Origin of the sequence: Hydrogenoanaerobacterium saccharovorans (assembly GCF_003814745.1) — a bacterium.
GTDB lineage: Bacteria > Bacillota > Clostridia > Oscillospirales > Ruminococcaceae > Hydrogenoanaerobacterium > Hydrogenoanaerobacterium saccharovorans.
This window is the reverse complement of record NZ_RKRD01000002.1, coordinates 187,499-212,028: the sequence shown is the minus strand read 5'-3', so window position 1 is coordinate 212,028 and position 24,530 is coordinate 187,499. Positions and strand designations below refer to the sequence as shown.

The window sequence follows — 24,530 nt, the reverse complement described above, 5'->3', positions numbered from 1 at the left end:
CTTTTCATAAGTCGGCACCTTACAAATTTTTCTAAAGGAATTTATTGTATGAATAGAAAATTGTTTCTATGGATTTTTATAGGGTTAACTCTACTTGGTTTTATATTTTTATATTTGTTGCGTAACAAAACATCTGTTGACATGAGTACCACAACGCAACAAAAAATTGCATCTTCCGAGCTTGATATATTAGAAGGAAAGTCTTTAGAAAAACTAAATTATCAAATTAAAATACCAGAGGATATAACTTTTGGTGATAATAAGTCACTGTATGGATATAGTTACATTTCAACTGATAAGAACTATGTGGCAAAGTTTTTGCCTGGAACATACACAATTGTTAATGTTCTTTTCCCTGACATGAGCGGTGCAGATGAAATTATTTATATGTATTTGCAAGCTTTTGAAAAAGATAATTATAATACAAATACCAGAATAAATATTAATCAAGTTTATTACTCAGTTGACGAATTGAAAAAATATATTGTATACGTTGATGATGATATAATAATTTATAATTTTGCTAGCTTTGTAGATAGCAAAACGTTTAAAGAAGCACTTAACGAAAAGGTGATTGATTATAATGAGCGGATAAAGAAAACCTTTACAGAAGAAGATTGGCCTGAGGATAGAATAAGGCCAACTGAAAAAGACCTTACCAAATATGAAGACTACAGTTATTTAGTAGATATTGCGGATTACTACACCAACAACCTAAAAAATCTGATTGCGAAAGTCTGAGTTTACAGCATGCAAAAACAGGAAGATTCAATAACAAAATAGATTTTGAGGATCAAATGATAGGTGCTATTAATAAAAACAAAGCCGTAGTTTTAAGCTTAAAAAAAGTAGTAATTTACATTACGTTGTTGCTTATGGATATTATATGATATCTGAAGAATCAGTATCAATATACATTAGAGATCCAGAAAGTGATATCGGGGGTACACTAATAAGTCACTATTACCCTAAATGGTCAATTGATAGATACGTTATATTTGAAAATTATTAATTATTTGAAGACAGCAAGTTATTTTAATAATTTGCTGTCTACTTTTAAAATGAGGTTTTTTATGAGTAAAAGAATATTTCTGCCGCTATACTTTATTGCTTTTGGGCGCAGCTGCCTTTTTTATGTGGGAACCTCTTGCTAAATCTGCCTCTGCACCTGCGGCGGCAAGCAGTTTGCCGCCCAAAGAATACAGAGTAGATGGATTGCAAGCCGTAAATGGGATGTCTTTAGAGGATGCAGGCTATCATATAAATTTACCGCCGAATCTCATCTTTGACGGTAACAAAATCGAAGATTACAGCAGAATCAAATCTTACAGCGATAATTTAAGCAGACCTGTTTTAGGCAGTTATACAACCGTTTCAATTTATAATTATTTTTCTCTTGATCGGGATATCCTTCCATTACCCTTAATGTGCTTACAAGCTTTTAAAAAAGAAAATTGTAGTGCAAAGTACAAAACAATGATTGAGCTTGACCATTATAATATGGCAGATTTAAAAGATTACATTGTATACAGCGACAAAGAATACAACATCTATAATTTTGCCCCATTCATTGTTGAAGGTAGTTTTAAAGACAGATTACAAAAAGAAGTAAACAACTGGAACAACGATGTGAAAGAAATAATGAACTCAAATGGTGATTCTTTAACAGATACTAGTTGTTCTGATGAAATAGGATGTATCAGATTTGAAATGAATTTTGTTAAATTACAAGATTACCTTTATTTGGTTGATATTGCGGATTACTATACCAACAACCTGAAAAAGTTGATTGTGAAAACTTAATAGAATTCAACTTATTGCGAGGTTCTAACATATGAAAACAAAAAGATATGTTCCCGCTATTCTGGTTATTGTTTTTATATCAGGTATGTTCTTGCTTAGCCAAAAGCTAAAAGAGTACAACTACAATTATTTGTATATCAACAATCAATATTACTTTGTAAGCAATACACCAGTAGAGCAAGATGAATTATTAGAACAGATTGGTGAAGTGAAGAGGTATCAGGGTGTTTCAAACTATAAAAATAATCAGAATGGCGATTCAAATAGTCTGCGGGTAGGTGCAAAGATATATTCCATAAACTCTTCGCCTAATTGTAAAGAAATTGCCGCCCTAAGAGAAGACGGTTACAGAAAAGCATATATAATTGTAAATAATGGTAATTAAAATAGTTAAAACAGCATGCAAAAAGAGGATGGTAAAACCATCCTCTTTTTTGTGCTATCAAAAATTAATTAGATAAGCTCAATAATTGCCATCTCAGCGGCGTCACCGCGGCGAGGGCCGATTTTAACGATACGGGTGTAACCACCGTTTCTCTCCTTATATTTGGGAGAGAGCTCGTCAATCACCTTTTTCGCAACGGTTTCCTTTGTAACAAAGGAAAATACCTGACGCTTGGAGTGGAGATTGTCTTGTTTGCCTATTGTAATCATTTTCTCGGCCATAGCACGAACTTCTTTGGCTCTTGTTACGGTGGTTTCAATCTTACCGTTTTCAAACAGATAAGTTACCATCGCTCTGAGCATTGCTTTTCTGTGGTCAGATGTTCTACCGAGCTTTCTGGTACCTGGCATCGAAATTCACTCCTTTACCTAGTTTATGAGTACCATAAACGAAAGTAATTATTCTTCTTCTTTGGTGAGGTTAAAGCCCAAAGAGTGAAGCTTTGCAATAACCTCTTCCAGAGATTTTTTGCCGAGGTTACGAACCTTCATCATTTCATCCTCGGACTTGCTGATCAGGTCTTCCACTGTGTTGATGCCTGCTCTCTTCAAGCAATTGAAAGAACGAACAGACAGGTCAAGCTCTTCAATGGTCATCTCAAGGACCTTTTCCTTGCCGTTATCATCTTTTTCCACCATAATTTCGGTGTGATAAGCCTCGTCGGAAAGGTCAACGAACAAATTGAGATGCTCGTTGAGGACCTTGGCGCCCAGAGATACGGCCTCTTTGGCAGAAATTGTGCCGTCTGTCCATATCTCAAGGGTTAACTTGTCGTAGTCAGTAATCTGCTCGACACGAGTGTTTTCTACAGTGTAGTTTACCTTCAGAACCGGTGTATAAATACTATCTACCGGTATTGTGCCTAATGTTTGCTGTGCAGTTGGCGCTTGCATGTTTTGTTTGTTACGCTCCGCAGGGACATAGCCTCTGCCGCGGTCGAGCGTAATTTCCATATACAGCTTTGCACCAGCTCCCAATGTAGCAATATGCATACTTGGATCCAGAATCTCAACCTCTGCGTCATCGGCAATCGAATCGGCAGTAACTTCACATTCGCCGGTAGCATCGATTACAACGGTTTTGGGGCCGTCGCAATACAGCTTAGCGGTGAGCCCTTTGATGTTCAGAATGATTTCGGTGACATCTTCTTTTACACCTGGGATGGTTGAAAACTCATGTTGTATACCGTCAATCTTAACCGATGTGACAGCAACACCAGGAAGCGAGGAGAGTAGCACACGTCTTAGGCTGTTACCTAATGTTGTACCAAAGCCGCGTTCGAGAGGCTCTACGACAAATCTGCCGTAGGTGCCATCGGATTTTATCTCCGCAGTCTCAATTCTTGGCTTCTCTATCTCTATCATTTAAAACCCTCCTTGAATGACGAGCTTGATTAGAACCCGTCTAATTTTTCGCGTTCCCTTGCCGATTAATTCGTGCTTATTACTTAGAATAAAGCTCGACGATCAGATGCTCTTCAACCTCAAGGTCAATGTCCTCACGGTTTGGAAGCTGGGCAACACGAGAGGTTAATTTCTCCTGGTCAACTTCGAGCCATTTTGGAGCAGGGCGCGAGCCGTTTGCTTCCACAACTGCTTTCATCTTGTCGGTTGCTTTGAATTTGTCAACAACTGCAATCACATCGCCAGCTTTTACAAGGTAGGAAGGAATGTTGACCTTCTTGCCGTTAACTGTATAGTGGCAGTGCAGAACCAACTGTCTCGCTTCTTTTCTGGAAGAAGCAAAGCCTGATCTGTAAACAACGTTGTCAAGGCGGCTTTCCAGAATTCTGAGCAGGTTTTCACCTGTTACGCCAACCTGACGTTCAGCCATTTCATAGTATTTAAAGAACTGTCCCTCAAGTACGCCGTAAAAACGACGAGCGGACTGTTTAGCACGAAGCTGAATACCATATTCGGAAACTTTTTTGCGGCTTTGACCGTGCTGACCCGGAGTTAACGAATTTTTTCTGGTGTTGATAGCGCACTTATCAGAGTAGCATCTCTCACCTTTCAGAAAAAGTTTCGCACCTTCACGTCTGCATAATCTACATACCGCACCGGTATATCTTGCCATTTGGTTACACCTCCTATTACTGTGTGATTAGACGCGTCTTCTTTTCGGCGGTCTGCAACCATTGTGCGGAATCGGGGTAACATCTTTAATCATGTTAACTTCCAATCCTGCTTGCTGCAGTGCACGAATAGCAGCCTCACGTCCAGAACCAGGTCCTTTAACGAACACTTCAACCGATTTCAGACCGTGCTCCATTGCAGCTTTCGCAGCTGTTTCAGCAGCTGTCTGAGCAGCAAACGGTGTGGATTTTCTGGAGCCTCTGAAGCCCAGACCGCCCGCACTTGCCCAAGATAATGCATTACCCTGAGTGTCTGTGATGGTTACGATGGTGTTGTTAAATGTGGACTGGATATGAGCGGCGCCACGCTCGATATTCTTCTTTTCGCGGCGACGGCGAGTGGCTTTCTTTGTTGCAACTTTTGCCATCTCATTTATCCCTCCCTGGATTATTTCTTCTTATTAGCGATTGTTTTCTTAGGACCTTTTCTGGTTCTGGCGTTTGTCTTGGAGCGCTGACCTCTTACGGGCAGCCCTTTTCTGTGACGAACACCACGATAACAACCGATTTCTACCAGTCGTTTAATGTTAAGTGCTACTTCTCTGCGAAGATCACCCTCAACGTGGCAGTTTTTGTCGATGTATTCACGAAGCTTAGCCAAATCATCTTCAGACAGGTCCTTGACACGAGTGTCAGGGTTTACGCCTGTTGCTTTCATGATGTCGCTCGCCATATGACGACCGATACCAAAGATGTAAGTTAAGCCTATTTCAATTCGCTTCTCACGAGGCAAATCGACACCAGCTATACGAGCCATATACTTGTTGCACCTCCATTATATAGTTTTCCAAACTATACCTAGTTCCTCTGCAAATCCGAATAAATCAGCCTTGGCGCTGTTTATGTTTTGGATTAGCACAGATTACCATAATACGACCTTTGCGTTTGATGATCTTGCATTTTTCGCAGATGGGTTTCACTGAAGGTCTTACTTTCATTTGAAATTACCTCCTTAGTAGATGCCTTCACAGACATCGCTTTGACGTTTCCTTTGCGTTATTTCGAACGCCAAGTAATGCGTCCTTTGGTGAGATCGTATGGAGACATCTCCACCGTAACTTTATCTCCGGGTAAAATGCGGATGAAATTCATGCGCAGTTTACCTGAAATGTGTGCCAAAATGACATGGCCATTCGGCAGCTCAACTTGAAATTGAGCATTAGGCAGGGCGTCAACGACTGTTCCTTCAATCTCAATTACGTCTTCCTTAGACAAGTGATATACCTCCCTTTGGTGGACGAGCTAGACAGCTTCGGGGTTATTAAATGCCCGCAGTGCCTGCCGGAGTTGATTGTTTGTAGTTAGGCTATCGACGTCGATGAACGTTTTCGTGGGACGCAGATGCTTAATATTTTTACGTTTTGGCTTGTCAATTACCCTCACCTTGCCGTCACTGATAAGCGCGAAGTCTTTTTCCAAGCTCATAACAACGTAAAAGCGATTCGCATCTCTCCCTGAAATCGACCTGACTACACAGCCTTTTTCTATCTGCATCGCGGCACCTCCTTTAAGCTTTCGTCATTATTACCGGACCACTTTCCGTAATGGCGATGGTGTGCTCAAAGTGCGCTGCGAGGCTTCCGCTTTTGGTTACCGTGGTCCATCCGTCTGCAAGAACCTTAACATCCTCGCCGACGATGTTAACCATCGGTTCGATCGCAATTGTCATACCGGGCAACAGGCGTATTCCGTGACCCGCTGTTCCGTAATTGGGAACCTCAGGGTCTTCGTGGAGTTTCGAACCCACACCGTGACCGACAAATTTGCGTACTACCGCAAACCCCAGTGACTCAATATATGCTTGCACCGTATTACCGATGTCGCCGATACGAGCGCCGGGCTGCGCTGCCTTTATCGCGAGATACAGGCTGTTTTCAGTTGCTTCCATCAGTTTCGCCGCTTCATCCGAAACTTTACCCGCCGCAAAAGTGGCAGCATTATCCCCGTGGTAGCCATTGTAATGTGCACCCACATCGATGCTTACAATGTCTCCCTCGGCAATTTTTCGAGAAGAAGGGATACCGTGGATCACCACATCGTTAATGGAAATACAGGCACTGGCCGGAAAGCCGCCGTAATTCAAGAACGAAGGAGTTGCACCCTGTGAAGTAATAAACTTTTTGATGATGTGGTCAATTTCGCGGGTAGTAATACCCGGCTCCACCGCCGCACCGCCGATTTTAAGAGCCTGAGCCGACAGCTTACAAGCTTCGCTCATAAGCTGGAGCTCCTTGGTGGTTTTTAAAACAACCATAGGCTACGCCTCCAAAGCGGCAAAGGTAAGTTTTGTGGTATCCGAAACTTCCTCTTGACCTTCTACTACCGTTAACTTTCCGGTTTTCGCGTAGTAGTCTTTCAAAGGCTCAGTCTGATCATGATAAACCTTCAAACGCTCTCTGATCGTTTCCGGCTGGTCGTCTTTGCGGATGACCAGCTTACCGCCGCATTTTGCACAATCGGTGTCATTCACCGACGGTTTATACAAAATGTGGTAAGATGCGCTGCACTTTTCGCAAACTCTGCGGCCGGAAAGTCTCTGCTCGATTTTCTCGTCGGCAACCTCAATATCAATTACCTTATCAATGCGAACGCCCATCTTGTCGAGAGCCTCCGCCTGCGGTACTGTTCTGGGGAAACCGTCAAGAATAAAACCGTTTTTGCAGTCATCTTGAACCAAACGCTCTTTAATGATTGCAATGACAACCTCATCGGGAACCAGTGCGCCCGAATCCATAAAGGATTTGGCTTTCAGCCCCAGTTCGCTGCCGTTTTTTAAAGCCTCACGGATAATATTACCTGTGCTGATGGCAGGAATGTTCAGCTTTTCACAGATCATTTCTGCCTGTGTGCCTTTTCCTGCACCAGGTGCTCCCAATAGTATTAAATTCATACTCGACACACCTCTTTCTGAAGGGTTATTCCAAGAAACCTTTGTAATGACGCATCATCATCTGAGACTCAAGTTGTCTCATTGTATCAAGCGCAACACCTACAAGGATCAGAACGCTAGTACCTCCAAGCGAAATGTTCATCTTTGTCAGTGCACCCAAACCGATAGGCAGGATTGCAATAACAGCAAGGAACAAAGCGCCGATAAGTGTGATCTTTGAGATTACCTTTGCAATAAACTCGGAGGTAGGTCTGCCCGGACGGATACCGGGGATACCGCCGTTGTTTTTCTGCAGATTATTTGCCATCTCGATAGGATTATACTGAACAGCTACATAGAAGTAGTTGAAAGCAATAATCAACAAGAAGTAAAGAATTGCATATGCAATGTTGTTATAATCAAACAGAGAGAGAAATTTAAACATAAAGCTCTCGGTGTTTGCGGTTGCGCCGGTATACACAAAGCCCTTAATCGTTCCTGGGATGGAAAGCAGGGCGGATGCGAAGATGATGGGAAGAACGCCCGACATATTCACCTTGATGGGAATATGTGTAGACTGTCCGCCGTACATCTTTCTGCCGACAACACGTTTTGCATACTGCACGGGAATACGTCTTTCAGCATTGGTCATCAATACGATGAAACCAATGATTGCAACAAACAGAACAAGCACAGCAGGTACTAAGAAATAGTACTGAGTTTCGCCCTCGTTCGCCAATTTGATGTATGTCCACATCTTCATAGCTGCCGCCGGCCCTCTGGATACGATACCTGCAAACAGCATCATGGAGATACCGTTGCCGATTCCTCTTTCGTCAATTCTTTCACCCAACCAAATGATTAAGCAAGCACCGGCTGTAAAGGTGCTGATAATGACGATTGCAGAGAACCAAAATGCAAAGCCTTGAGTGTGAGTTAATGCGCCGAGGTTTCTGAGCATAATAAAGTATGCGGTTGCCTGTACCAGCGCAAGACCCACAGCAGTGTATCTTGTAATTTTTTGAATTTGTTTTCTGCCTTCTTCGCCCTCTTTTGCCAGTCTCTCCAATGCAGGGATTGCAATGGTGAGAAGCTGGATTACGATGGAAGATGTAATATAAGGCGAAATAGACATTGCGAAGATCGTTGCATTGGCAAATGCGCCACCGGTGAGAATGTCAATATACCCCAACAGGCTGCCCTGGGTGGATACCATTTCTTTCAGCACAGATGGATCTAAAAACGGAACGGGGATGGCGGAACCGACTCTGAAAATAATCAGAATCATTAAGGTGTATAGAAGTTTCTTTCGAATGTCGGCAATACGCCAAGCATTTCTCAAGGTACTAAACATCCCTATTTCACCTCCGCCAATCCGCCTGCCTGCTCAATTTTCTGCTTTGCAGAAGCGGAGAAGGCAGCCACTTTGACGGTGAGTTTTTTGGTCAACTCGCCGTTGCCCAGTACTTTAACGCCATCCAGAGTCTTCTTCAATAGCCCAGCTGCAACAATCGCCTGTGCATCTACAACAGCACCGTCTTCAAACTTGTTTAAATCTGAAACGTTAATTGTAGCATACTTTGTAGCAAAAATGTTGACGAATCCTCTTTTCGGAACACGTCTTTGCAGCGGCATTTGTCCGCCTTCAAAGCCCGGTCTTACACCGCCGCCTGAACGCGCGTTTTGGCCTTTGTGGCCTTTACCAGCTGTTTTGCCATTACCGGAACCAGCGCCTCTACCTTTACGGTAGCATTCTTTGTTAGCGCCTGGAACCGCGGAAAGTTCATGCAATTTCATGATACTCGCACCTCCTTGCTTACTCTTCGGTTACCTCAATGAGGTGGGAAATTTTTGCGATTTTACCCCTTGTGGATTCATTATCCGGTTGGATAGTCTGGTCACCGATCACACGGAGCCCCATTGAATTTGCGGTTGCAATCTGGTCGTCTTTTCTTCCAATAAAACTCTTAACCAGTTTAATTTTAAGCGCCATACTGCACGCCCTCCTATCCTAAGATTTCTTGCGCTGTTTTACCACGGATTGCTGCAACTTGCTCAAGACTGCGAAGTGAAGCAAGCCCGTTGATAGTAGCATTTACAACATTGCAAGGGTTGTTGGAGCGCAGACATTTTGTACGAATGTCGCGGATGCCGGCTGTTTCAAGAACCGCACGTACAGGGCCGCCGGCGATAACGCCGGTACCTTCTGGAGCCGGTTTCATCAAAACTCTGCCAGCGCCAAACACACCAATTACCTCATGCGGAATTGTAGTGCCTTTTAGCGAAATTTTGATTAAGTTTTTCTTAGCGTCCTCAATTCCTTTGCGGATAGCATCGGGAACCTCAGAAGCTTTTCCTAATCCAAATCCTACAGTGCCGTTACCGTCACCTACAACGACAAGCGCTGCGAACTTGAATATACGTCCACCTTTAACCGTTTTGGAAACACGGTTAATGGACACAACTCTCTCCTGAAGATCGAGTGTAGAAGCATCTATTCTTGCCAAAAGTATCCCTCCTTGTTAGAAATTGAGTCCGCCTTCGCGTGCACCTTCTGCCAGGTCTTTGACACGGCCGTGGTAGATATAACCACTGCGATCAAAAACCACATCTTTGATGCCTTTTGCCAGAGCACGTTCTGCAATTGCCACTCCTACTTTGTGAGCAGCTTCCTTATTACCGCCGAAACCTTCGAAGCCCTTATCCACTGTGGATGCTGCTGCAAGCGTTACACCGCTGACATCGTCAATCAGTTGGGCGTAGATGTGTTTGGCGGAGCGGAATACATTAAGGCGCGGGCACTCAGCCGATCCGCTGATTTTGTTGCGGACTCTGTAGTGTCTCTTAAGCCTTGCCTTGTTACTATCAGGCTTTTTCACCATGTTACGACACTCCTTTCATTACTTCTTGCCTTTACCAGCTTTACCCTCTTTACGGATAATAACCTCGTTAACATACTTGATACCTTTGCCCTTGTACGGCTCGGGCGGACGCAGCTCACGAATTTCCGCAGCAAACTGTCCAACTTTTTGTTTATCCATGCCGGAAACAATCAGTTTGTTTGGTGCAGGAACATCTACGGTGATCTCATCCGTATCATCAACGAATACCTGGTGAGAGAAGCCGAGAATCAGGGTTACTCTTTTGCCAGCTTTAGCGGCACGGTAACCAACACCGTTAATCTCGAGTTCTTTTTTAAAACCGTTTGTAACACCCTCAACCATATTGGCAACGAGTGTACGGGTTAAACCATGCAGGCTTTTGTGCAATTTGTCCTCGGACGGACGAGAAACGATAATCTCTCCGCCTTCAAGTGTGATTGCCATATCCTTGTGAAAGGATTCCGTCAAAGAGCCTTTTGGTCCTTTTGCTGTTACGGTGTTGCCGTCGATTTTAATATCTACACCGGCAGGTACCGTAATGGGTTTTCTACCTATACGAGACATTTATTGCACCTCCTTACCAAATGAATGCAAGGACTTCGCCGCCTACATTCTCTTTTCTAGCATTTTTGTCTGTCATGATTCCTTTTGAAGTAGAGAGGATAGCAATACCCAGCCCCTTCATTACCTTCGGCATATCTTCACAATTGGTGTAAATACGCAGGCCCGGTTTAGAAACACGACGCAGCCCGGTGATAATCTGTGATTTGTTTGGTCCGTATTTCAATGTAACACGGATGATACCCTGCTTACCGTCTTCAATGACAGTGTAAGCCTTGATATAACCTTCATCCAACAGAATCTGTACGATTGACTTTTTCATATTAGACGCCGGAATATCAACCGTATCATGTTTTGCAGAACTTGCATTTCTGATTCGAGTCAGCAAATCTGCAATTGTATCGGTGATATGCATACAGTCAACCTCCTTCGCTCTTAAGCTTACCAGCTAGCTTTTCTCACGCCGGGGATCTGGCCTTTGTAGGCAAGTTCCCTGAAGCAGATACGGCAAATGCCGAATTTGCGGATATAAGCATGGGGTCTGCCGCAAATTTTACATCTGTTATAAGCGCGAGTGGAGAATTTAGGTGCCAACTGTTGTTTAACTTTCATTGACTTCTTAGCCACTAAATTACCCTCCTTATTTAGCGAACGGAGCGCCCATTAATGTGAGTAACTCACGAGCTTCTTCGTCCGTGTTTGCGGTGGTTACAAAACAGATGTCCATACCGCGTACCTTGTCGATCTTGTCATACTCGATCTCAGGGAAAATCAATTGCTCACGCAGACCCATGTTGTAGTTGCCGCGGCCGTCAAAGCCGTTGGCATTAATTCCGCGAAAGTCTCTTACACGGGGCAGAGCCACGTTGAAAAGTCTGTCGAGAAACTCATACATGTTACCGTTACGAAGGGTAACCTTCGCACCGATGTTTTGTCCTTCACGGAGCTTAAAGTTTGCAACCGATTTTTTAGCTTTGCAAACTACAGGTCTTTGACCGGTAATTGCTTGCAAATCGGTGATGATAGCGTCAATCATTTTCTGATTATCTCTCGCCTCGCCGCAACCTACGTTAACAACGATTTTCTCGAGTTTCGGAATCTGCATGACACTTTTGTAGCCAAATTTTTTCATCATTGCCGGGGCTACTTCATTTGCATAAAAGTCTTTCAATCTAGCCATGTTTTTTCCTCCTCTTTAGAATGTTTCGCCGCATTTTTCGTTTTTGCATGCGCGCAGTTTGGATCCATCAGCCATGATTTTATGAGCAAGTCTTGTCGGTTTGCCGCATTTTGGGCAAACAAGCATTACTTTGCAGGCATACATAGGTGCTTCAGCCTTGACAATACCGCCGGGTTCACCCATCTTACGAGGTTTAACATGTTTTGAAACCATGTTGATACCTTCAATGATGACTTTTTCCTCACGCGGGCTTACTTCAAGAACCTTGCCCTTTTTGCCTTTGTCTTTACCAGACAAAACGACGACTGTGTCGCCCTTTTTGACGTGAACTTTATTCACTATAAGTGCACCTCCAATTAGAGCACCTCGGGTGCGAGGCTTAATATCTTGAGGTAATCCTTATCACGGAGTTCCCTCGCTACCGGGCCAAAAATACGTGTGCCCTTCGGGTTTTTATCTTCCTTGATAATAACTGCTGCATTCTCGTCGAAACGGATGTATGTTCCATCGTCACGACCCAGTCCTTTAGCAGAACGAACAATGACAGCTTTTACTACGTCGCCTTTTTTCACAACGCCGCCGGGTGCTGCTTTTTTAACGGAAGCAACAACAACGTCGCCGATGTTGGCGTATCTTCTACGGGTGCCTCCCAGTACACGAATACACATAAGTTCCTTTGCACCGGTGTTATCGGCTACCTTAAGATAGGTCTGCATCTGAATCACAGAGCGTTCCTCCTTCCGAATAGACTAATTTGTGGTAATCAATTACTTAGCCTTCTCGATTACTTCTACAACTCTCCATCTTTTGTCTTTCGAGATGGGACGTGTCTCCATAACCAGAACTCTATCGCCTATTCCGCAAGTGTTGTTCTCGTCATGAGCCTTCAACTTAACGGTTCTTCTTATGATTTTCTTGTAAAGGGGGTGCTTTACGTTATCTGCAATTGCAATGACAACTGTTTTGTCCATTTTATCGCTGACAACTTTACCAACCCTAGTTTTTCTCAGGTTTCTCTCCAAAGCTAAATCCTCCCTTCAATTACTGCACGTTTTTCAGTTCCAACGCGTGCATAACCGTTTTGATGCGAGCAATGTCTTTTTTCACGGCCTTGATGCGCATCGGGTTATCGAGCTGGTTGATAGCGTGCTGGAAGCGCAGATTGAAAAGCTCGGCCTTGAGGTCAGTAAGCTTTTGATTGAGCTCTGCAGCGGACATTTCGCGAATCTCGGTGGCCTTCATTACTTTTCACACTCCTCTTCCTTATTTTTGTAAACAAATTTGCATTTGATTGGCAGTTTGTGTGCTGCAAGACGCATAGCCTCGCGAGCAAGATCTTCGGTTACGCCGCCGATCTCAAACATCACTCTGCCGGGTTTTACCACGGCAACCCAGTACTCAGGCGAACCTTTACCAGAACCCATTCGGGTTTCAGCCGGTTTTTCTGTGATTGGTTTGTCGGGGAAAATTTTAATCCATACTTGACCGCCACGTTTGATGTAACGAGTCATAGCGATACGAGCAGCCTCAATCTGGTTGGATGTAATCCAAGCAGGTTCGGTTGCCTGGAGACCGAAATCTCCGTAAGTTACGGTGTTGCCTCTGGAAGCAACACCCTTCAATCTGCCTCTGTGAACTCTGCGGTATTTTACTCTCTTCGGTAGAAGCATTATTTGTTGCCTCCTTCCTTACGGGGCTGTCTCTTCACATCGGTGAGAACATCGCCGGTGTAAATCCAAACCTTAACGCCGATTTTACCATAGGTTGTGTTTGCTTCAGCAAAGCCGTAGTCGATGTCTGCGCGAAGTGTTTGCAGGGGAATGGTTCCTTCGTGATAATGCTCGGAACGAGCAATTTCAGCACCGCCAAGACGACCGGATACTGCAGTTTTGATACCCTTAACGCCAAGACGCATGCTTCTGCCGATAGCCTGTTTCAGTGCACGGCGGAAGGATACTCTGCGCTCGAGCTGTGCAGCGATGCTTTCGGCAACAAGCTGTGCGCTCTTATCGGGTTGTTTTACTTCAACAATATTCAAGAAAACCGAAACCTTGTTCTCTTTGCCTTTGTTGACGAGAGCCTCGCACTGCTGGCGAAGTTTCTCAATATCTGCGCCGCCTTTACCGATAACCATACCAGGGCGAGCACAATGGATGTGGATTCTGATTTTGGTTGCGTCACGCTCGATTTCAATGCGTGGGACACCGGCTGCATACAAAGTCTTTTTCAAGAACTCGCGTAGCTTGTAATCCTCAACGAGGATATCGCCGAAAGCGTTGTCCTTAGCAAACCAGCGGGAATCCCAATCTTTAATGACGCCCACACGGAGACCATGTGGATTTACTTTTTGTCCCATAAGTTTACCTCCTCTTTCAGCTTATTCCTTTTCTCTTAGGACCATTGTCACGTGAGAAGTTCTTTTCAGAATGTGGAATGCACGTCCCTGCGCGCGCGGTCTGATTCTTTTCATAATCGGACCGGGGCACACAAAGCACTCCGCAACAAACAGGCTGTTTTTGTCCATGTTGTGATTGTTCTCTGCATTCGCTATTGCCGATTTCAGCAGCTTCTCCAGTGGCTCACAAGCAGCCTTAGGTGTATGCTTTAATATTGCCATCGCAGTATCAACAGGCTTGTTTCTAATCAAGTCAAGCACAATTTGAACCTTACGAGGTGCAATACGGGCATGTCTGAGATAAGCCCTTGCTTCCATGTGTAAACCTCCTTTAGGTCTGCGTTATTTACCAGTATTTGTTTTTTTAGAGCCTGCATGGCCCCTGTAAGTTCTTGTAGGTGCAAACTCGCCGAGTTTGTGCCCTACCATATCTTCAGTTACATAAACCGGAACGTGTTTGCGTCCGTCATGAACAGCAAATGTGTGTCCTACGAAATCAGGGAATATTGTGGAAGAACGGCTCCAGGTTTTGAGAACTTTCTTCTCACCCGCTGCGTTCATCTCAAGAACACGTTTTAACAGAACTGGCTGTACAAATGGTCCTTTTTTAACACTTCTACCCATTATTCATCTGCCTCCTTTCAGACCGCCTTATTTATCATCGCGGCGCTTAACAATAAACTTGTCGGAGCTGTGATGTTTCTTTCTTGTCTTGTAGCCAAGAGCAGGTTTGCCCCAAGGTGTAACTGGTCCGGGATGACCGATTGGAGCTTTACCTTCACCACCACCGTGCGGATGGTCACAGGGGTTCATTACAGAACCACGGACAGTCGGTCTCCAACCCATGTGGCGTTTACGACCTGCTTTACCGATCGAAACGTTCTCATGGTCGATGTTACCAACCTGGCCGATTGTGGCCATGCAGTTTGCGGGAACATTACGAAGCTCGCCGGAGGGAAGACGAACCAGCGCATAGCCGTTCTCTTTCGCCATCAGCTGTGCCTGAATGCCTGCAGCACGTGCCAACTGAGCACCTTTACCGGGGTACAGCTCTACATTGTGGATAAATGTACCAACAGGGATGTTTGCCATTGGCAGAGCATTGCCGGCTTTGATATCTGCATCAGGGCCGGAAACAACGGTGTCGCCTACTTTAAGCTCATTGGGAGCCAAAATGTAACGCTTTTCGCCGTCTTCGTACTGAAGCAGTGCAATGTGAGCAGAACGGTTCGGATCGTACTCAATGGTAATAACCTGAGCAGGCATACCGCCCTTATCTCTTTTAAAATCAATGATACGGTATTTGGTTCTTACGCCGCCACCGCGGTGACGAACTGTAATTCTACCGTGGTTGTTTCTGCCGGAGTTCTTCTTCAGGATTTCTGTAAGCGATCTCTCCGGAGCAACCTTTGACAACTGAGTGTAATCGGTCACGGTCATTTCGCGACGCGCCGCAGTTGTCGGCTTATATGTCTTTATAGCCATTCGGTTTCACTCTCCTCATAAATGGTTTGCGGGATTTTATGAGTCATCCCATACTGTGCAAACCGGTTTGGTCTGCTTACATCATGCTCTCAAAGAACTCGATACCTTTCGATTCCTCTGTGAGAGTTACGATAGCCTTTTTCCAATCAGGTTTGTAACCCTGATGCAGGCCTTGTCTTTTTGCTCTGCCGTTGACATTCATGGTGTTAACGTTTTTCACTTTAACGCCAAACAATACTTCAACCGCTTTTGCAATTTCGATTTTGTTCGCATCTTTTGCAACTTTGAATGTGTATTTCTTCATTTGCAGAGCTGCCATAGAGTCCTCTGTGATGATAGGTTTAATGATAACGTCTTGTGCCGTTCTCATTATGCATACACCTCCTCAAGTTTTGCAACTGCGTCTTTTACTATAACCATTGTGTCATAGTTGAGCATATCATAAACATTCAAGGTGTTTACAAGTGCTGTTTTTACGCCGGGAACGTTGCTTGCGCTTTTTACAACTTTTGTATCTACCTCGGGCATAACGATGAGGGTTTTTTTGCCTGCACCGATTGCAGCGAGCATGCTTACAACTGCTTTGGTTTTGAATTCAGCCAGCTCAATCTTATCTATTACAATAAGATTGTTCTCAAGCACCTTGGAAGACAGCGCCGATTTGAATGCCAGTCTCTTTACTTTTTTGTTCAGAGTGTAGCTGTAATCGCGCGGCTTCGGGCCGAGTGCGATACCACCATGTCTCCATTGAGGAGCTCGGATGGAGCCTTGTCTTGCATTACCTGTGCCTTTTTGCTTCCAGGGTTTACGGCCACCGCCGCTAACCTCGGTTCTTGTCAGTGTTGATTGTGTACCCTGACGCTGATTAGCCAGATAGTTCACTACTACAGCGTGCATAACAGCTTTGTTTGGCTCGATACCGAAAACAGCATCGGAAAGGGTGATTTCACCAACAGCTTTGCCAGCCATGTCTATTACGTTAATATTTGGCATAGTGCTTCCTCCTCCCCTTAAGCCTTAACGCTATCAGTGATGTATACTACTCCGCCCTTAGGGCCGGGAATAGCACCTCTTAGCGCTATAAGGTTGTTTTCTGCATCCACCTTGACGACGTCAAGATTCTGGATGGTTACGGTTTCAAAACCCATATGTCCCGGCAATCCTTTGCCTTTCATAACTCTGGAAGGGTCGGAGCAAGCTCCGTTCGAACCAGCGTGACGATGAACAGGACCGGTACCGTGAGTATCTTTCAGGGAATGGTTGCCAAAGCGCTTAATTGTGCCGGCATAACCTTTACCTTTGGATGTACCGCATACATCCACTTTGTCGCCGATTGTGAAAGTATCTGCTTTGATGATGTCGCCGACATTCAGCGCAGAGCAGTCGTCAAGTCTAAACTCTCTGAGATGCTTTTTGCAAGCAACATCTGCTTTAGCAAAATGGCCTTTGCTCGGCTTGTTTACGTTTTTGTCCTTGACCTCGCCGAAACCAACCTGAAGCGACTCATAACCGTCGTTCTCGATTGTTTTTTTCTGCACGATGACACAAGGGCCTGCCTCAATGACAGTTACGGGAATGATTTTTCCCTTTTCGTCAAAAAGTTGGGTCATACCAATCTTTTTGCCCAAGATGCATTTTTGCATACATATTTACCTCCTTAGGTTATTGGTTGGCGTCCGCCAACTTGACCTGCCGGACATTTCGTTCGGGTTTAAACTTTCTCACCGCCGCCGCCTTAACAAAGTAAAAAGCTTGTCTTTATTTGGTTCGGTGGAGCGATGTGACTTGCATCACCGCAGGTGATTACAGTTTAATCTCGATTTCTACGCCAGCGGGAAGCTCAAGACTTTGAAGCGCTTCCACAGTTTTGTTGGAAGGTCTCAAAATGTCGATGAGTCTTTTGTGGGTTCTCATCTCAAATTGCTCACGGCTGTCTTTGTATTTGTGCACAGCACGCAGGATTGTTACAATTTCTTTTTCGGTCGGCAGGGGGATAGGACCGGAAACGCGAGCGCCTGTGCGCTTAACGGTTTCTACGATTTTCTCCGCAGATGCATCAACCAACTGATGATCGTAACCTTTGAGTCTGATTCTGATTTTTTCTTTGACTGCCACTACCATCGCCTCCTTATTAGTTGCCTTTGGGACGACGAATCAAAAACTGAACACCGTGCCGTGTGTTTCATATTTAAACATTTAAAAACCGGATGAACCTGCGTTTTCAAGAAAGCGCAAAGTTCCCCCGGGACCTGACATGTCTAAAATGTCACAAATACGACACACAAGAGCGCAACGGTAGTAAACTGCCCATGTTGTGTCAACAGTATTTTGGTCGCCCGGTTTAAAATCGGACATACTCCGCGAAAATTCCCCGCATATTTCAGCGGCCACCTCTCGCTTCATCGCATATCTGGCACTGTATTGCAAGTGCCTGTGCAGTCACGCTTAATTATAATATCACGAAACCCGCTGTACTGCAAGCTTTTTTTGCAATTTAAACAAACTTTTTTTCATTTCTTGTGCATTACTATTTTTCTGCACAAGTTTAACAACATCACCGTGTGTTTGCGGCTTTATTTGTGTGCAATCTGTGTGATACTTTTTAATTTTATGGAAATTTAACCCTAAAAGGATTTTGCTCTACATCAACCTGTGTTATACTATTTTTAGTATGTCTCAAAAATTTATCTTGGAGGTAGTTTAAAATGAGCGATTTTCTTTACTACGCAATGAACTTTTTCCCGTACTTTGTGGCAGTTGTACAGTGCATCATGTACATCTTTGTTATCATCTTTCTTGCAAAAGCAACCAAACCCATTGTAAATGCACTAAAAACTTACATTTCAAACAGCAAAAAAGATGACAGTTGCAACTGTAACTGCGATTGCAGCCCTGCCGTACTCGCTGTTGACGAAAAACCCGTAGACGAAAACAAAGCCGCTGAATAAATTGCTTTGCAAAATCGGACCCAAAGAGCCATCCGCAATAAATTTATTGCGGATGGCTCTTTCTTTTGTGCACGGTTTATTCATTTACGCTCAAACGGTAAAGTTTAGCTGATTATTTCAAATTCAAAATGTTCCCCATCTTTCGCACAATTATCTTTATGTCGTTGCAATATCTCGTGCATTTTTTCTAGATGCCAATCAAATTCTTGGGGCATCGTGTGTTCACCAAGTATTACTACTTTATCGGCATCACATTCGCTCCAAAGCAAATCCCAAAAAGCACTCCAATTTTCACCGTAAAAGTCGGGGAAATCAAACGCTTTTTTAATTCTTTGGTGGAGTTCGCCCAAATATTTGCAGTCTGTAAGGTGTAAAGTAATCACTTTCTGGCTCATAGTACCACCTATCTTTACGCACTCGTATTTTGTTAGCTGATTATTTCAAATTCAAACATCTTCCATCCATAAAGTCTGTGCTCATCTTTATTATCTTGTAAAGCCTCATGCAGTTTTCGTATATGCCAATCAAATTCTTTGGGCAAAGTCTGCTCACCGAGTACTACTACTTTATCGGCATCACATTCGCTCCAAAGTAAATCCCAAAAAGCATCCCAATTTTCCCCATAAAAGTCGGGGAAATCAAACGCTTTTTTAATTCTTTGGTAGAGCTCGCCCAAATATTTGCAGTCTGTAAGGTGTAAAGTAATCACTTTCTGGCTCATAGTACCACCTATCTTTACGCACTCGTATTTTGTTAGCTGATTATTTCAAATTCAAAGTGAAAACCATGCTTTTTGCGGTCTTCTACAGTCTGTTGCAGTATCTCGTGCATTTTTTCTAACTCAACATTAAATTCTTTCGGCATCGCATGCTCACCGAGTATTACTACTTTATCAGCATCACATTCACTTCTGAGCAAATCCCAGAAAGCATCCCAATTTTCCCCGTAAAAGTCAGGGAAATCAAATGCTTTTTTAATTCTTTGGTGAAATTCCATTATGTGCTTGCAGTTTGTAAGATCTAAAGTAATCACTTTCTGGCTCATCGTATCACCCCGTCTTTACACACTTGTACTTTGCTAGCTGATTATTTCAAATTCAAAACGTTCTCCATCTTTCGCACAGTCGTTTTTAAAATCATACAATACTTCATGCATTTTTTCTAAATGCCAATCAAATTCTTTGGGCATCGTGTGCTCACCGAGTATTACTACTTTATCGGCATCACATTCGCTCCAAAGCAAATCCCAAAAGGCATCCCAATTTTCCCCGTAAAAGTCGGGAAAATCAAATGCTTTTTTAATTCTTTGGTGGAGCTCGCCCAAATATTTGCAGTCTGTAAGGTCTAAAGTAATCACTTTCTGGCTCATCGTATCACCCCGTCTTTACACACTTGTACTTTGCTAGCTGATTATTTCAAATTCAAAGTGAAAACCATGCTTTTTGCGGTCTTCTACAGTTCGTTGCAGTATCTCATGCATTTTTCCTAAATCCCAATCAAATTCTTTGGGCATCGTGTGCTCACCAAGTATTACCACTTTATCGGCATCACATTCGCTCCAAAGCAAATCCCAAAAAGCACTCCAATTTTCCCCATAAAAGTCGGGGAAATCAAATGCTTTTTTAATTCTTTGATGGAAATCCATTATGTACTTGCAGTCTGTAAGATCTAAAGTAATCACTTTCTGGCTCATAGTACCACCTATCTTTACGCACTCGTATTTTGCTAGCTGATTATTTCAAATTCAAAACGTTCTCCATCTTTCGCACAATTATCTTTATGTCGTTGCAATATCTCGTGCATTTTTTCTAGATGCCAATCAAATTCTTGGGACATCGTGTGTTCACCAAGTATTACTACTTTATCGGCATCACACTCGCTTCTGAGCAAATCCCAAAAAGCACTCCAATTTCTACCGTAAAAGTCGGGGAAATCAAACGCTTTTTTAATTCTTTCGTGAAACTCCATTATGTACTTGCAGTCTGTAAGGTCTAAAGTAATCACTTTCTGGCTCATTATAAATCCTCCCATTATATTAATTCAATAAAAGTTTCGTAGTGGTCGTAAGTCACAAATATTAAACCATCGTTCGACCAAAGCAAACGGTGTTTATTACGCTTTCCGCTATAATAATTGATATCTGCTTCATACCAGCTACGCCCAACTATTTGGGGTAAATGACCATCATCATTCCTATATTCCCCCATTGTAGCCATTTTTTCAGGAGCAAATTTAGCAGGAGCATTTCCGCGCCTCCAGCCTAAATTTTTTAAATCATCTTCTGATATATAATAATCCGGCAAAGCTCCATAGTGTTTTATCCAGTAATCTGCTCCGTTTTGCCTGTCTTTGGTTGCATTCCCTGCAAAAACCGCTCTCATAATTTCTATTTTACATCGGCAACCAAAATGAATAGGCGGTTCCTCCGGAGGGGCTTCATCCATGCTGTAAATTTCGCCATGTTTGTTTTTGCAGACAATGCACATTTTTTCATCCATCTTCGCTACCCAGTGCTTCCAATTGCTGCTTTGAACTGTAGCGGGATTAAAATAATCCAGTTTACCTTTTGCGATATCGGATAAAATCTCATACGGTAATACATACGCAACCATTTTTTTGATATACATCGAAACACCCCTTAATAAAATCTTTTCACTATAGGGGCCAATTACATCAAAATTTGTATAAAAGTATACATAAAAACCACAGGGCACTAAAATTAGGATTGAAAAATATATTTGGGAGGGGGAAACAAAAAAGCGATAACCACAAAAGCTTGCAGTTATCGCCTAAATTATGTTAATTAGTAAGCTTTGCCCCAGTATACCATTTTTGTTGCAGGTTTACCACAGCAAACACAGGTATCGGAGATTTTTTCTTGCTCAAACGGAATACAGCGGGAGGATACACCAGCTTGTTCCTTGAGTTGCTCTTCACAAGCGAGGTCACCGCACCACATGGCTTTTACAAAGCCGGTGTCGGCAGCAAGAACCTTGTTGATTTCATCAATCGATTTTGCCGACCATGTGCGTTTTTCGCGGTTTTGCAGCGCTTTGTTATACAAACCATCGTGAACAGCCTTCAACAGCTCGGGGATTTTTGTCTCGAGTTCATCCAGAGATACAAAATATTTTTCGCGGTTATCGCGGCGAACCAACACGCACTGGTTGTTTTCAATATCCTTCGGCCCAATTTCGAGACGCAACGGAACACCTTTCATCTCGTACTGTGCAAACTTCCAACCCGGTGAGTTTTCGCTGTCGTCCATCTTGACGCGGAACTGCTTTTTGAGTCTGTCGAGGATTTCGGCAGCCTTTTCGAGCACGCCCTCTTTATGCTGCGCGATGGGGATAACCATTACCTGAATAGGCGCAATCGCAGGCGGAAGAACCAAGCCGTTATCGTCGCCGTGCGTCATAATAATTGCACCGATGATGCGGGTGGACATACCCCACGAGGTTTGGTGCGGATATTGCAGTTTGTTGTCGCGCCCGGTAAAGGTAATATCAAACGCATGGGCAAAGCCATCGCCGAAGTAATGTGAAGTACCCGATTGCAGCGCTTTGCCGTCGTGCATCATTGCCTCGATGGTATAGGTTGCCTCTGCACCTGCAAACTTTTCTTTGTCCGTCTTCTGCCCTTTAACCACAGGGATCGCAAGCGAATCTTCGCAGAAATCGGCATAAACATTGAGCATCTGCTCGGTCTCATCAATTGCCTCCTGCGCAGTTTCGTGCATGGTGTGTCCCTCCTGCCAATGGAACTCCATTGTGCGTAAGAACGGGCGGGTGGTTTTCTCCCAGCGGAGCACCGAGCACCATTGGTTGTAGAGTTTGGGCAGATCGCGGTAAGAATGAATGACATGCGAATAATGCTCGCAGAACAATGTCTCAGATGTAGGGCGGATGCACAGGCGTTCTTCTAACTTTTCGTTGCCGCCGTGGGTAACCCAGGCTACCTCGGGTGCAAAGCCCTCTACATGGTCTTTTTCTTTCTGCAGCAAGCTTTCGGGGATCAGCATTGGCATGGATACATTCTCATGTCCCAGTTCTTTAAAGCGCGTATCCAAAATGTGCTGAATATTCTCCCAAATCGCAAAGCCATACGGGCGGATAATCATGCATCCCCTGACGCTCGAATAATCCACCAATTCCGCTTTTTTTACAACGTCCGTATACCATTTTGCAAAGTCTACGTCCATTGAGGTAATTTCTTCTACCATTTTTTTCTTATCTGCCATATTGTCCTCCTATCGCAAGGCGCCCCGCAGACCCTTTCTGCAGCAACAGCCTTGCTACGTTCTTAGAGCATTCAAAATGCTCTTAGTTATCTTTTGTTTTTTCTGCCGTAGTTTTGGCAAGGATCAGCACCAGGCAATAAATAATAAAGATTACAACAAAAATACCCAGCATTCCTTTTCCCATCAATTCTAAAGACATCATAAACAATTCGTTCATTTCTAATTCCTCCTAGCCTTGCGTGGAAACCAGCACAAGTTTATCGTACGCACGGGGAGAACCCCCGCTGGGAGACTATCTGATTATTTAATCATCTGAGGTACCAAGCCTAATATAATGCCGCCTGCAATAACAGAAGCAATTTGGCCGGATACGTTTGCACCAACTGCGTGCATCAACAGGTGGTTTTGGTTATCCTCTTTGAGTGCCATCTTCTGAATAACACGGGCAGACATGGGGAACGCCGAGATGCCTGCCGCACCAACCATCGGGTTAATTTTATTTTTGCTGAACAAATTGAGGAATTTTGCAAAAAACACGCCGCCGATGGTATCAAAAATAAATGCAACCAAGCCAATCAGCATAATCAGCAATGTGTCCAAACGCACAAACTTATCGGCAACCATGCTGAACGAAATGGTAATACCGAGCAGCAATGTAATAATGTTTGCAAATTCTTTTTGTGCGGTTTGCGAAAGAGAATCCAGCACGCCGCACTCGCGGATAAGATTACCGAACATCAAAAACCCTACCAACGAAACAGATGCGGGTGCTACAAGGCCTGCAATGATGGTTACAAAAACAGGGAACAGCAAGCGTGTGGTACGCGAAACATTTTTGGGGTTATAGGGCATACGAATCATACGCTCTTTTTTTGTGGTAACCAGTTTGATGGCAAACGGCTGTACAATAGGCACCAAAGCCATATAGCTGTATGCTGCCACCGCAATGGGGCCGATGTAGTTGCTCTTAAATATCTGCGATACCAAAATGGCGGTAGGGCCGTCTGCCGCACCGATAATACCAATCGAGGCTGCATCGGTAAGATTAAACCCAAACAGTGTTGCAACCGAAATAGCAAAGAAAATACCAAACTGAGCGGCCGCACCGAATAAAATCATCTTGGGGTTCGAAAGAAGCGGGCCAAAATCAATCATGGCGCCAATACCAATGAAAAGCAGCAGAGGCAAAGCCTCGGAGGCTTCAATCGTCGTCTCAAACAGCCATTGTATAATTCCGTGGGTTTCACCAATGCCCGGCATTACTTGGTCAAGCACGCCTGAAAGCGGCAGGTTGACGAGGATTGCGCCAAAACCCATTGGTAGCAGCAGCGCCGGCTCATAGCCTTTTCCAATTGCAAGATAGATTAGAATTCCGCCGATTGCCCACATCAAAACTTGCTGCCAAGTAATAGCAAGAACTCCGTTCAGTAAAAACTCCATTTAGGATTCTCCTTCATTTTTTACAAGTTGCGCAGTCTCTGCTGCGCGATACGGATTATATTGTAACCTATATGCCAAAATTTTTCAATGTTTTTGCAAAAGAATACCCGTTAAGAAACTTGTTAAGAAATGGATAAAAAAACAGACAC

Annotated in this window: 47 protein-coding genes; 4 read left to right on the top strand and 43 right to left on the bottom strand. The window is 43.8% G+C overall.

Going from position 1 to position 24,530, the window contains the following annotated elements; genetic code table 11:
- The first annotated feature begins 48 nt into the window (after nt 1-48).
- The 3 genes from EDD70_RS11195 to EDD70_RS11185 all read left to right on the top strand — a co-directional run bounded on the left by EDD70_RS11195 (nt 49) and on the right by EDD70_RS11185 (nt 2,188).
- Nucleotides 49-741: a hypothetical protein gene (locus tag EDD70_RS11195; protein WP_092755335.1), complete on the top strand. Its 693-nt coding sequence runs from the start codon at nt 49-51 to the stop codon at nt 739-741.
- A gap of 393 nt (nt 742-1,134) precedes the next feature.
- On the top strand, nt 1,135-1,803 hold the full coding sequence (locus EDD70_RS11190) for a hypothetical protein (RefSeq protein WP_123811041.1): 669 nt from the start codon (nt 1,135-1,137) through the stop codon (nt 1,801-1,803).
- A 31-nt stretch (nt 1,804-1,834) separates the two neighbouring features.
- Complete coding sequence (locus EDD70_RS11185; protein ID WP_092755329.1) at nt 1,835-2,188, top strand: hypothetical protein; 354 nt, start codon at nt 1,835-1,837, stop codon at nt 2,186-2,188.
- A gap of 68 nt (nt 2,189-2,256) precedes the next feature.
- On the opposite strand, the gene rplQ is transcribed toward EDD70_RS11185, so the two are convergent.
- The 33 genes from rplQ to EDD70_RS14965 all read right to left on the bottom strand — a co-directional run bounded on the left by rplQ (nt 2,257) and on the right by EDD70_RS14965 (nt 18,109).
- Nucleotides 2,257-2,598, bottom strand: coding sequence for a 50S ribosomal protein L17 (rplQ, locus tag EDD70_RS11180; RefSeq protein WP_092755326.1), 342 nt, complete (start codon nt 2,596-2,598; stop codon nt 2,257-2,259).
- 48 nt (nt 2,599-2,646) lie between these two features.
- A complete protein-coding gene (locus EDD70_RS11175) occupies nt 2,647-3,612 on the bottom strand; it encodes a DNA-directed RNA polymerase subunit alpha (RefSeq protein ID WP_092755322.1) in 966 nt (321 codons plus the stop codon).
- A 79-nt stretch (nt 3,613-3,691) separates the two neighbouring features.
- The gene (gene rpsD, locus EDD70_RS11170) at nt 3,692-4,324 is read right to left on the bottom strand and encodes a 30S ribosomal protein S4 (protein WP_092755319.1); all 633 of its coding nucleotides are present in this window, start codon (nt 4,322-4,324) and stop codon (nt 3,692-3,694) included.
- Nucleotides 4,325-4,351: 27 nt separating this feature from the next.
- On the bottom strand, nt 4,352-4,750 hold the full coding sequence (gene rpsK, locus EDD70_RS11165) for a 30S ribosomal protein S11 (protein WP_092755316.1): 399 nt from the start codon (nt 4,748-4,750) through the stop codon (nt 4,352-4,354).
- A 20-nt stretch (nt 4,751-4,770) separates the two neighbouring features.
- Nucleotides 4,771-5,139 carry a 30S ribosomal protein S13 gene (gene rpsM / locus EDD70_RS11160; RefSeq protein ID WP_092755313.1) on the bottom strand — a complete coding sequence of 123 codons (369 nt, stop codon included), beginning with the start codon at nt 5,137-5,139 and terminating at the stop codon, nt 4,771-4,773.
- Nucleotides 5,140-5,206: 67 nt separating this feature from the next.
- The gene (gene rpmJ / locus EDD70_RS11155) at nt 5,207-5,320 is read right to left on the bottom strand and encodes a 50S ribosomal protein L36 (protein ID WP_016317597.1); all 114 of its coding nucleotides are present in this window, start codon (nt 5,318-5,320) and stop codon (nt 5,207-5,209) included.
- A gap of 58 nt (nt 5,321-5,378) precedes the next feature.
- The gene (gene infA / locus EDD70_RS11150) at nt 5,379-5,597 is read right to left on the bottom strand and encodes a translation initiation factor IF-1 (protein WP_092755310.1); all 219 of its coding nucleotides are present in this window, start codon (nt 5,595-5,597) and stop codon (nt 5,379-5,381) included.
- A 27-nt stretch (nt 5,598-5,624) separates the two neighbouring features.
- Nucleotides 5,625-5,876 carry a KOW domain-containing RNA-binding protein gene (locus EDD70_RS11145; protein ID WP_092755307.1) on the bottom strand — a complete coding sequence of 84 codons (252 nt, stop codon included), beginning with the start codon at nt 5,874-5,876 and terminating at the stop codon, nt 5,625-5,627.
- Between the two features lie 13 nt (nt 5,877-5,889).
- Nucleotides 5,890-6,636, bottom strand: coding sequence for a type I methionyl aminopeptidase (gene map / locus EDD70_RS11140; protein ID WP_092755304.1), 747 nt, complete (start codon nt 6,634-6,636; stop codon nt 5,890-5,892).
- 3 nt (nt 6,637-6,639) lie between these two features.
- Nucleotides 6,640-7,272: an adenylate kinase gene (locus tag EDD70_RS11135; RefSeq protein ID WP_092755301.1), complete on the bottom strand. Its 633-nt coding sequence runs from the start codon at nt 7,270-7,272 to the stop codon at nt 6,640-6,642.
- A 25-nt stretch (nt 7,273-7,297) separates the two neighbouring features.
- Nucleotides 7,298-8,605, bottom strand: a complete 1,308-nt coding sequence (gene secY, locus EDD70_RS11130) for a preprotein translocase subunit SecY (protein ID WP_092755298.1) — start codon at nt 8,603-8,605, stop codon at nt 7,298-7,300.
- Between the two features lie 2 nt (nt 8,606-8,607).
- Nucleotides 8,608-9,048, bottom strand: coding sequence for a 50S ribosomal protein L15 (gene rplO, locus EDD70_RS11125; protein WP_092755295.1), 441 nt, complete (start codon nt 9,046-9,048; stop codon nt 8,608-8,610).
- 19 nt (nt 9,049-9,067) lie between these two features.
- Nucleotides 9,068-9,244 (bottom strand): 50S ribosomal protein L30, encoded by a 177-nt coding sequence (gene rpmD / locus EDD70_RS11120; protein WP_092755292.1) that lies wholly within the window; start codon nt 9,242-9,244, stop codon nt 9,068-9,070.
- 13 nt (nt 9,245-9,257) lie between these two features.
- Nucleotides 9,258-9,758 carry a 30S ribosomal protein S5 gene (gene rpsE / locus EDD70_RS11115; RefSeq protein ID WP_092755289.1) on the bottom strand — a complete coding sequence of 167 codons (501 nt, stop codon included), beginning with the start codon at nt 9,756-9,758 and terminating at the stop codon, nt 9,258-9,260.
- Nucleotides 9,759-9,773: 15 nt separating this feature from the next.
- Nucleotides 9,774-10,133, bottom strand: a complete 360-nt coding sequence (gene rplR, locus EDD70_RS11110) for a 50S ribosomal protein L18 (RefSeq protein ID WP_092755286.1) — start codon at nt 10,131-10,133, stop codon at nt 9,774-9,776.
- Between the two features lie 18 nt (nt 10,134-10,151).
- A complete protein-coding gene (gene rplF, locus EDD70_RS11105; protein ID WP_092755283.1) occupies nt 10,152-10,697 on the bottom strand; it encodes a 50S ribosomal protein L6 in 546 nt (181 codons plus the stop codon).
- Nucleotides 10,698-10,710: 13 nt separating this feature from the next.
- Entirely contained in the window at nt 10,711-11,109 is a 399-nt protein-coding gene (gene rpsH, locus EDD70_RS11100) for a 30S ribosomal protein S8 (RefSeq protein WP_092755280.1), read from the bottom strand.
- A 26-nt stretch (nt 11,110-11,135) separates the two neighbouring features.
- On the bottom strand, nt 11,136-11,321 hold the full coding sequence (locus tag EDD70_RS11095) for a type Z 30S ribosomal protein S14 (protein WP_092755277.1): 186 nt from the start codon (nt 11,319-11,321) through the stop codon (nt 11,136-11,138).
- 13 nt (nt 11,322-11,334) lie between these two features.
- The gene (gene rplE / locus EDD70_RS11090; RefSeq protein WP_092755274.1) at nt 11,335-11,874 is read right to left on the bottom strand and encodes a 50S ribosomal protein L5; all 540 of its coding nucleotides are present in this window, start codon (nt 11,872-11,874) and stop codon (nt 11,335-11,337) included.
- A gap of 15 nt (nt 11,875-11,889) precedes the next feature.
- On the bottom strand, nt 11,890-12,213 hold the full coding sequence (gene rplX / locus EDD70_RS11085) for a 50S ribosomal protein L24 (protein WP_092755271.1): 324 nt from the start codon (nt 12,211-12,213) through the stop codon (nt 11,890-11,892).
- Between the two features lie 17 nt (nt 12,214-12,230).
- Nucleotides 12,231-12,599, bottom strand: coding sequence for a 50S ribosomal protein L14 (rplN, locus tag EDD70_RS11080; RefSeq protein WP_092755268.1), 369 nt, complete (start codon nt 12,597-12,599; stop codon nt 12,231-12,233).
- Nucleotides 12,600-12,641: 42 nt separating this feature from the next.
- Nucleotides 12,642-12,896: a 30S ribosomal protein S17 gene (gene rpsQ, locus EDD70_RS11075; protein ID WP_092755265.1), complete on the bottom strand. Its 255-nt coding sequence runs from the start codon at nt 12,894-12,896 to the stop codon at nt 12,642-12,644.
- A gap of 19 nt (nt 12,897-12,915) precedes the next feature.
- Nucleotides 12,916-13,116: a 50S ribosomal protein L29 gene (gene rpmC / locus EDD70_RS11070; protein ID WP_092755261.1), complete on the bottom strand. Its 201-nt coding sequence runs from the start codon at nt 13,114-13,116 to the stop codon at nt 12,916-12,918.
- Complete coding sequence (gene rplP, locus EDD70_RS11065) at nt 13,116-13,544, bottom strand: 50S ribosomal protein L16 (protein WP_092755258.1); 429 nt, start codon at nt 13,542-13,544, stop codon at nt 13,116-13,118. The genes rpmC and rplP overlap by 1 nt, the downstream gene beginning before the upstream one ends.
- Nucleotides 13,544-14,230 (bottom strand): 30S ribosomal protein S3, encoded by a 687-nt coding sequence (gene rpsC, locus EDD70_RS11060; RefSeq protein WP_092755255.1) that lies wholly within the window; start codon nt 14,228-14,230, stop codon nt 13,544-13,546. Before rpsC ends, rplP begins: the two co-directional genes overlap by 1 nt.
- 21 nt (nt 14,231-14,251) lie before the next feature.
- The gene (gene rplV, locus EDD70_RS11055) at nt 14,252-14,587 is read right to left on the bottom strand and encodes a 50S ribosomal protein L22 (protein WP_092755252.1); all 336 of its coding nucleotides are present in this window, start codon (nt 14,585-14,587) and stop codon (nt 14,252-14,254) included.
- 24 nt (nt 14,588-14,611) lie between these two features.
- On the bottom strand, nt 14,612-14,893 hold the full coding sequence (gene rpsS / locus EDD70_RS11050) for a 30S ribosomal protein S19 (RefSeq protein WP_092755249.1): 282 nt from the start codon (nt 14,891-14,893) through the stop codon (nt 14,612-14,614).
- A gap of 27 nt (nt 14,894-14,920) precedes the next feature.
- The gene (gene rplB / locus EDD70_RS11045; RefSeq protein ID WP_092755246.1) at nt 14,921-15,754 is read right to left on the bottom strand and encodes a 50S ribosomal protein L2; all 834 of its coding nucleotides are present in this window, start codon (nt 15,752-15,754) and stop codon (nt 14,921-14,923) included.
- A 76-nt stretch (nt 15,755-15,830) separates the two neighbouring features.
- A complete protein-coding gene (rplW, locus tag EDD70_RS11040) occupies nt 15,831-16,124 on the bottom strand; it encodes a 50S ribosomal protein L23 (protein WP_092755243.1) in 294 nt (97 codons plus the stop codon).
- Nucleotides 16,124-16,747: a 50S ribosomal protein L4 gene (gene rplD, locus EDD70_RS11035; protein ID WP_092755240.1), complete on the bottom strand. Its 624-nt coding sequence runs from the start codon at nt 16,745-16,747 to the stop codon at nt 16,124-16,126. Before rplD ends, rplW begins: the two co-directional genes overlap by 1 nt.
- 17 nt (nt 16,748-16,764) lie before the next feature.
- On the bottom strand, nt 16,765-17,397 hold the full coding sequence (gene rplC, locus EDD70_RS11030) for a 50S ribosomal protein L3 (RefSeq protein ID WP_092755237.1): 633 nt from the start codon (nt 17,395-17,397) through the stop codon (nt 16,765-16,767).
- A 160-nt stretch (nt 17,398-17,557) separates the two neighbouring features.
- Nucleotides 17,558-17,869: a 30S ribosomal protein S10 gene (rpsJ, locus tag EDD70_RS11025; RefSeq protein WP_092755234.1), complete on the bottom strand. Its 312-nt coding sequence runs from the start codon at nt 17,867-17,869 to the stop codon at nt 17,558-17,560.
- An 81-nt stretch (nt 17,870-17,950) separates the two neighbouring features.
- Nucleotides 17,951-18,109, bottom strand: a complete 159-nt coding sequence (locus tag EDD70_RS14965; RefSeq protein ID WP_162840904.1) for a hypothetical protein — start codon at nt 18,107-18,109, stop codon at nt 17,951-17,953.
- A gap of 350 nt (nt 18,110-18,459) precedes the next feature.
- Here EDD70_RS14965 and EDD70_RS11020 point away from each other — a divergent pair, with 350 nt between their 5' ends.
- Nucleotides 18,460-18,702 carry a hypothetical protein gene (locus EDD70_RS11020; RefSeq protein ID WP_092755231.1) on the top strand — a complete coding sequence of 81 codons (243 nt, stop codon included), beginning with the start codon at nt 18,460-18,462 and terminating at the stop codon, nt 18,700-18,702.
- A 104-nt stretch (nt 18,703-18,806) separates the two neighbouring features.
- Here the strand turns inward: EDD70_RS11020 and EDD70_RS11015 are convergent, their stop codons facing one another.
- The 10 genes from EDD70_RS11015 to EDD70_RS10975 form a co-directional block, all read right to left on the bottom strand.
- Nucleotides 18,807-19,097: a barstar family protein gene (locus EDD70_RS11015; RefSeq protein WP_092755228.1), complete on the bottom strand. Its 291-nt coding sequence runs from the start codon at nt 19,095-19,097 to the stop codon at nt 18,807-18,809.
- 32 nt (nt 19,098-19,129) lie between these two features.
- On the bottom strand, nt 19,130-19,423 hold the full coding sequence (locus EDD70_RS11010; protein WP_092755225.1) for a barstar family protein: 294 nt from the start codon (nt 19,421-19,423) through the stop codon (nt 19,130-19,132).
- Between the two features lie 32 nt (nt 19,424-19,455).
- Nucleotides 19,456-19,746 (bottom strand): barstar family protein, encoded by a 291-nt coding sequence (locus tag EDD70_RS11005; RefSeq protein ID WP_092755222.1) that lies wholly within the window; start codon nt 19,744-19,746, stop codon nt 19,456-19,458.
- A gap of 33 nt (nt 19,747-19,779) precedes the next feature.
- On the bottom strand, nt 19,780-20,070 hold the full coding sequence (locus tag EDD70_RS11000; RefSeq protein WP_092755219.1) for a barstar family protein: 291 nt from the start codon (nt 20,068-20,070) through the stop codon (nt 19,780-19,782).
- A gap of 33 nt (nt 20,071-20,103) precedes the next feature.
- Nucleotides 20,104-20,394 (bottom strand): barstar family protein, encoded by a 291-nt coding sequence (locus EDD70_RS10995; RefSeq protein ID WP_092755216.1) that lies wholly within the window; start codon nt 20,392-20,394, stop codon nt 20,104-20,106.
- A 32-nt stretch (nt 20,395-20,426) separates the two neighbouring features.
- Nucleotides 20,427-20,717 carry a barstar family protein gene (locus tag EDD70_RS10990; protein ID WP_092755213.1) on the bottom strand — a complete coding sequence of 97 codons (291 nt, stop codon included), beginning with the start codon at nt 20,715-20,717 and terminating at the stop codon, nt 20,427-20,429.
- Between the two features lie 14 nt (nt 20,718-20,731).
- Nucleotides 20,732-21,328 (bottom strand): minor capsid protein, encoded by a 597-nt coding sequence (locus EDD70_RS10985; protein WP_092755210.1) that lies wholly within the window; start codon nt 21,326-21,328, stop codon nt 20,732-20,734.
- A 176-nt stretch (nt 21,329-21,504) separates the two neighbouring features.
- On the bottom strand, nt 21,505-22,941 hold the full coding sequence (proS, locus tag EDD70_RS10980) for a proline--tRNA ligase (protein ID WP_092755207.1): 1,437 nt from the start codon (nt 22,939-22,941) through the stop codon (nt 21,505-21,507).
- Nucleotides 22,942-23,023: 82 nt separating this feature from the next.
- A complete protein-coding gene (locus EDD70_RS15230) occupies nt 23,024-23,158 on the bottom strand; it encodes a hypothetical protein (RefSeq protein WP_278320601.1) in 135 nt (44 codons plus the stop codon).
- An 83-nt stretch (nt 23,159-23,241) separates the two neighbouring features.
- A complete protein-coding gene (locus EDD70_RS10975; RefSeq protein WP_092755204.1) occupies nt 23,242-24,381 on the bottom strand; it encodes a sodium ion-translocating decarboxylase subunit beta in 1,140 nt (379 codons plus the stop codon).
- Nucleotides 24,382-24,530 lie beyond the last annotated feature (149 nt).

Coding starts and splice junctions, on each gene's coding strand:
- EDD70_RS11175 (WP_092755322.1), bottom strand. CDS start 3,612: ATGATAGAGATAGAGAAGCCAAGAATTGAGACTGCGGAGATAAAATCC.
- rplB (WP_092755246.1), bottom strand. CDS start 15,754: ATGGCTATAAAGACATATAAGCCGACAACTGCGGCGCGTCGCGAAATG.
- EDD70_RS14965 (WP_162840904.1), bottom strand. CDS start 18,109: ATGTCCGATTTTAAACCGGGCGACCAAAATACTGTTGACACAACATGG.
- rpsD (WP_092755319.1), bottom strand. CDS start 4,324: ATGGCAAGATATACCGGTGCGGTATGTAGATTATGCAGACGTGAAGGT.
- EDD70_RS11135 (WP_092755301.1), bottom strand. CDS start 7,272: ATGAATTTAATACTATTGGGAGCACCTGGTGCAGGAAAAGGCACACAG.
- EDD70_RS11020 (WP_092755231.1), top strand. CDS start 18,460: ATGAGCGATTTTCTTTACTACGCAATGAACTTTTTCCCGTACTTTGTG.
- proS (WP_092755207.1), bottom strand. CDS start 22,941: ATGGCAGATAAGAAAAAAATGGTAGAAGAAATTACCTCAATGGACGTA.
- rpsK (WP_092755316.1), bottom strand. CDS start 4,750: ATGGCAAAAGTTGCAACAAAGAAAGCCACTCGCCGTCGCCGCGAAAAG.
- rpmJ (WP_016317597.1), bottom strand. CDS start 5,320: ATGAAAGTAAGACCTTCAGTGAAACCCATCTGCGAAAAATGCAAGATC.
- EDD70_RS15230 (WP_278320601.1), bottom strand. CDS start 23,158: ATGAACGAATTGTTTATGATGTCTTTAGAATTGATGGGAAAAGGAATG.
- map (WP_092755304.1), bottom strand. CDS start 6,636: ATGGTTGTTTTAAAAACCACCAAGGAGCTCCAGCTTATGAGCGAAGCT.
- rplE (WP_092755274.1), bottom strand. CDS start 11,874: ATGGCTAGATTGAAAGACTTTTATGCAAATGAAGTAGCCCCGGCAATG.
- EDD70_RS11000 (WP_092755219.1), bottom strand. CDS start 20,070: ATGAGCCAGAAAGTGATTACTTTAGACCTTACAGACTGCAAATATTTG.
- rpsH (WP_092755280.1), bottom strand. CDS start 11,109: ATGCATATCACCGATACAATTGCAGATTTGCTGACTCGAATCAGAAAT.
- EDD70_RS11190 (WP_123811041.1), top strand. CDS start 1,135: ATGTGGGAACCTCTTGCTAAATCTGCCTCTGCACCTGCGGCGGCAAGC.
- EDD70_RS11185 (WP_092755329.1), top strand. CDS start 1,835: ATGAAAACAAAAAGATATGTTCCCGCTATTCTGGTTATTGTTTTTATA.
- rpsM (WP_092755313.1), bottom strand. CDS start 5,139: ATGGCTCGTATAGCTGGTGTCGATTTGCCTCGTGAGAAGCGAATTGAA.
- EDD70_RS10990 (WP_092755213.1), bottom strand. CDS start 20,717: ATGAGCCAGAAAGTGATTACTTTAGACCTTACAGACTGCAAGTACATA.
- secY (WP_092755298.1), bottom strand. CDS start 8,605: ATGTTTAGTACCTTGAGAAATGCTTGGCGTATTGCCGACATTCGAAAG.
- EDD70_RS11010 (WP_092755225.1), bottom strand. CDS start 19,423: ATGAGCCAGAAAGTGATTACTTTACACCTTACAGACTGCAAATATTTG.
- EDD70_RS11005 (WP_092755222.1), bottom strand. CDS start 19,746: ATGAGCCAGAAAGTGATTACTTTAGATCTTACAAACTGCAAGCACATA.
- rpsC (WP_092755255.1), bottom strand. CDS start 14,230: ATGGGACAAAAAGTAAATCCACATGGTCTCCGTGTGGGCGTCATTAAA.
- EDD70_RS11195 (WP_092755335.1), top strand. CDS start 49: ATGAATAGAAAATTGTTTCTATGGATTTTTATAGGGTTAACTCTACTT.
- EDD70_RS11015 (WP_092755228.1), bottom strand. CDS start 19,097: ATGAGCCAGAAAGTGATTACTTTACACCTTACAGACTGCAAATATTTG.
- rplR (WP_092755286.1), bottom strand. CDS start 10,133: ATGGTGAAAAAGCCTGATAGTAACAAGGCAAGGCTTAAGAGACACTAC.
- EDD70_RS11145 (WP_092755307.1), bottom strand. CDS start 5,876: ATGCAGATAGAAAAAGGCTGTGTAGTCAGGTCGATTTCAGGGAGAGAT.
- rplQ (WP_092755326.1), bottom strand. CDS start 2,598: ATGCCAGGTACCAGAAAGCTCGGTAGAACATCTGACCACAGAAAAGCA.
- rpmD (WP_092755292.1), bottom strand. CDS start 9,244: ATGGCGCTTAAAATTAAACTGGTTAAGAGTTTTATTGGAAGAAAAGAC.
- EDD70_RS10985 (WP_092755210.1), bottom strand. CDS start 21,328: ATGTATATCAAAAAAATGGTTGCGTATGTATTACCGTATGAGATTTTA.
- rpmC (WP_092755261.1), bottom strand. CDS start 13,116: ATGAAGGCCACCGAGATTCGCGAAATGTCCGCTGCAGAGCTCAATCAA.
- rplV (WP_092755252.1), bottom strand. CDS start 14,587: ATGGAAGCAAGGGCTTATCTCAGACATGCCCGTATTGCACCTCGTAAG.
- rplF (WP_092755283.1), bottom strand. CDS start 10,697: ATGTCTCGTATAGGTAGAAAACCCATTACGGTACCTGCCGGTGTAGAT.
- rplP (WP_092755258.1), bottom strand. CDS start 13,544: ATGCTTCTACCGAAGAGAGTAAAATACCGCAGAGTTCACAGAGGCAGA.
- EDD70_RS10995 (WP_092755216.1), bottom strand. CDS start 20,394: ATGAGCCAGAAAGTGATTACTTTAGATCTTACAGACTGCAAGTACATA.
- EDD70_RS10975 (WP_092755204.1), bottom strand. CDS start 24,381: ATGGAGTTTTTACTGAACGGAGTTCTTGCTATTACTTGGCAGCAAGTT.
- rpsS (WP_092755249.1), bottom strand. CDS start 14,893: ATGGGTAGAAGTGTTAAAAAAGGACCATTTGTACAGCCAGTTCTGTTA.
- rplC (WP_092755237.1), bottom strand. CDS start 17,397: ATGCAAAAATGCATCTTGGGCAAAAAGATTGGTATGACCCAACTTTTT.
- rplW (WP_092755243.1), bottom strand. CDS start 16,124: ATGAGAACGGCACAAGACGTTATCATTAAACCTATCATCACAGAGGAC.
- rplD (WP_092755240.1), bottom strand. CDS start 16,747: ATGCCAAATATTAACGTAATAGACATGGCTGGCAAAGCTGTTGGTGAA.
- rplO (WP_092755295.1), bottom strand. CDS start 9,048: ATGAAATTGCATGAACTTTCCGCGGTTCCAGGCGCTAACAAAGAATGC.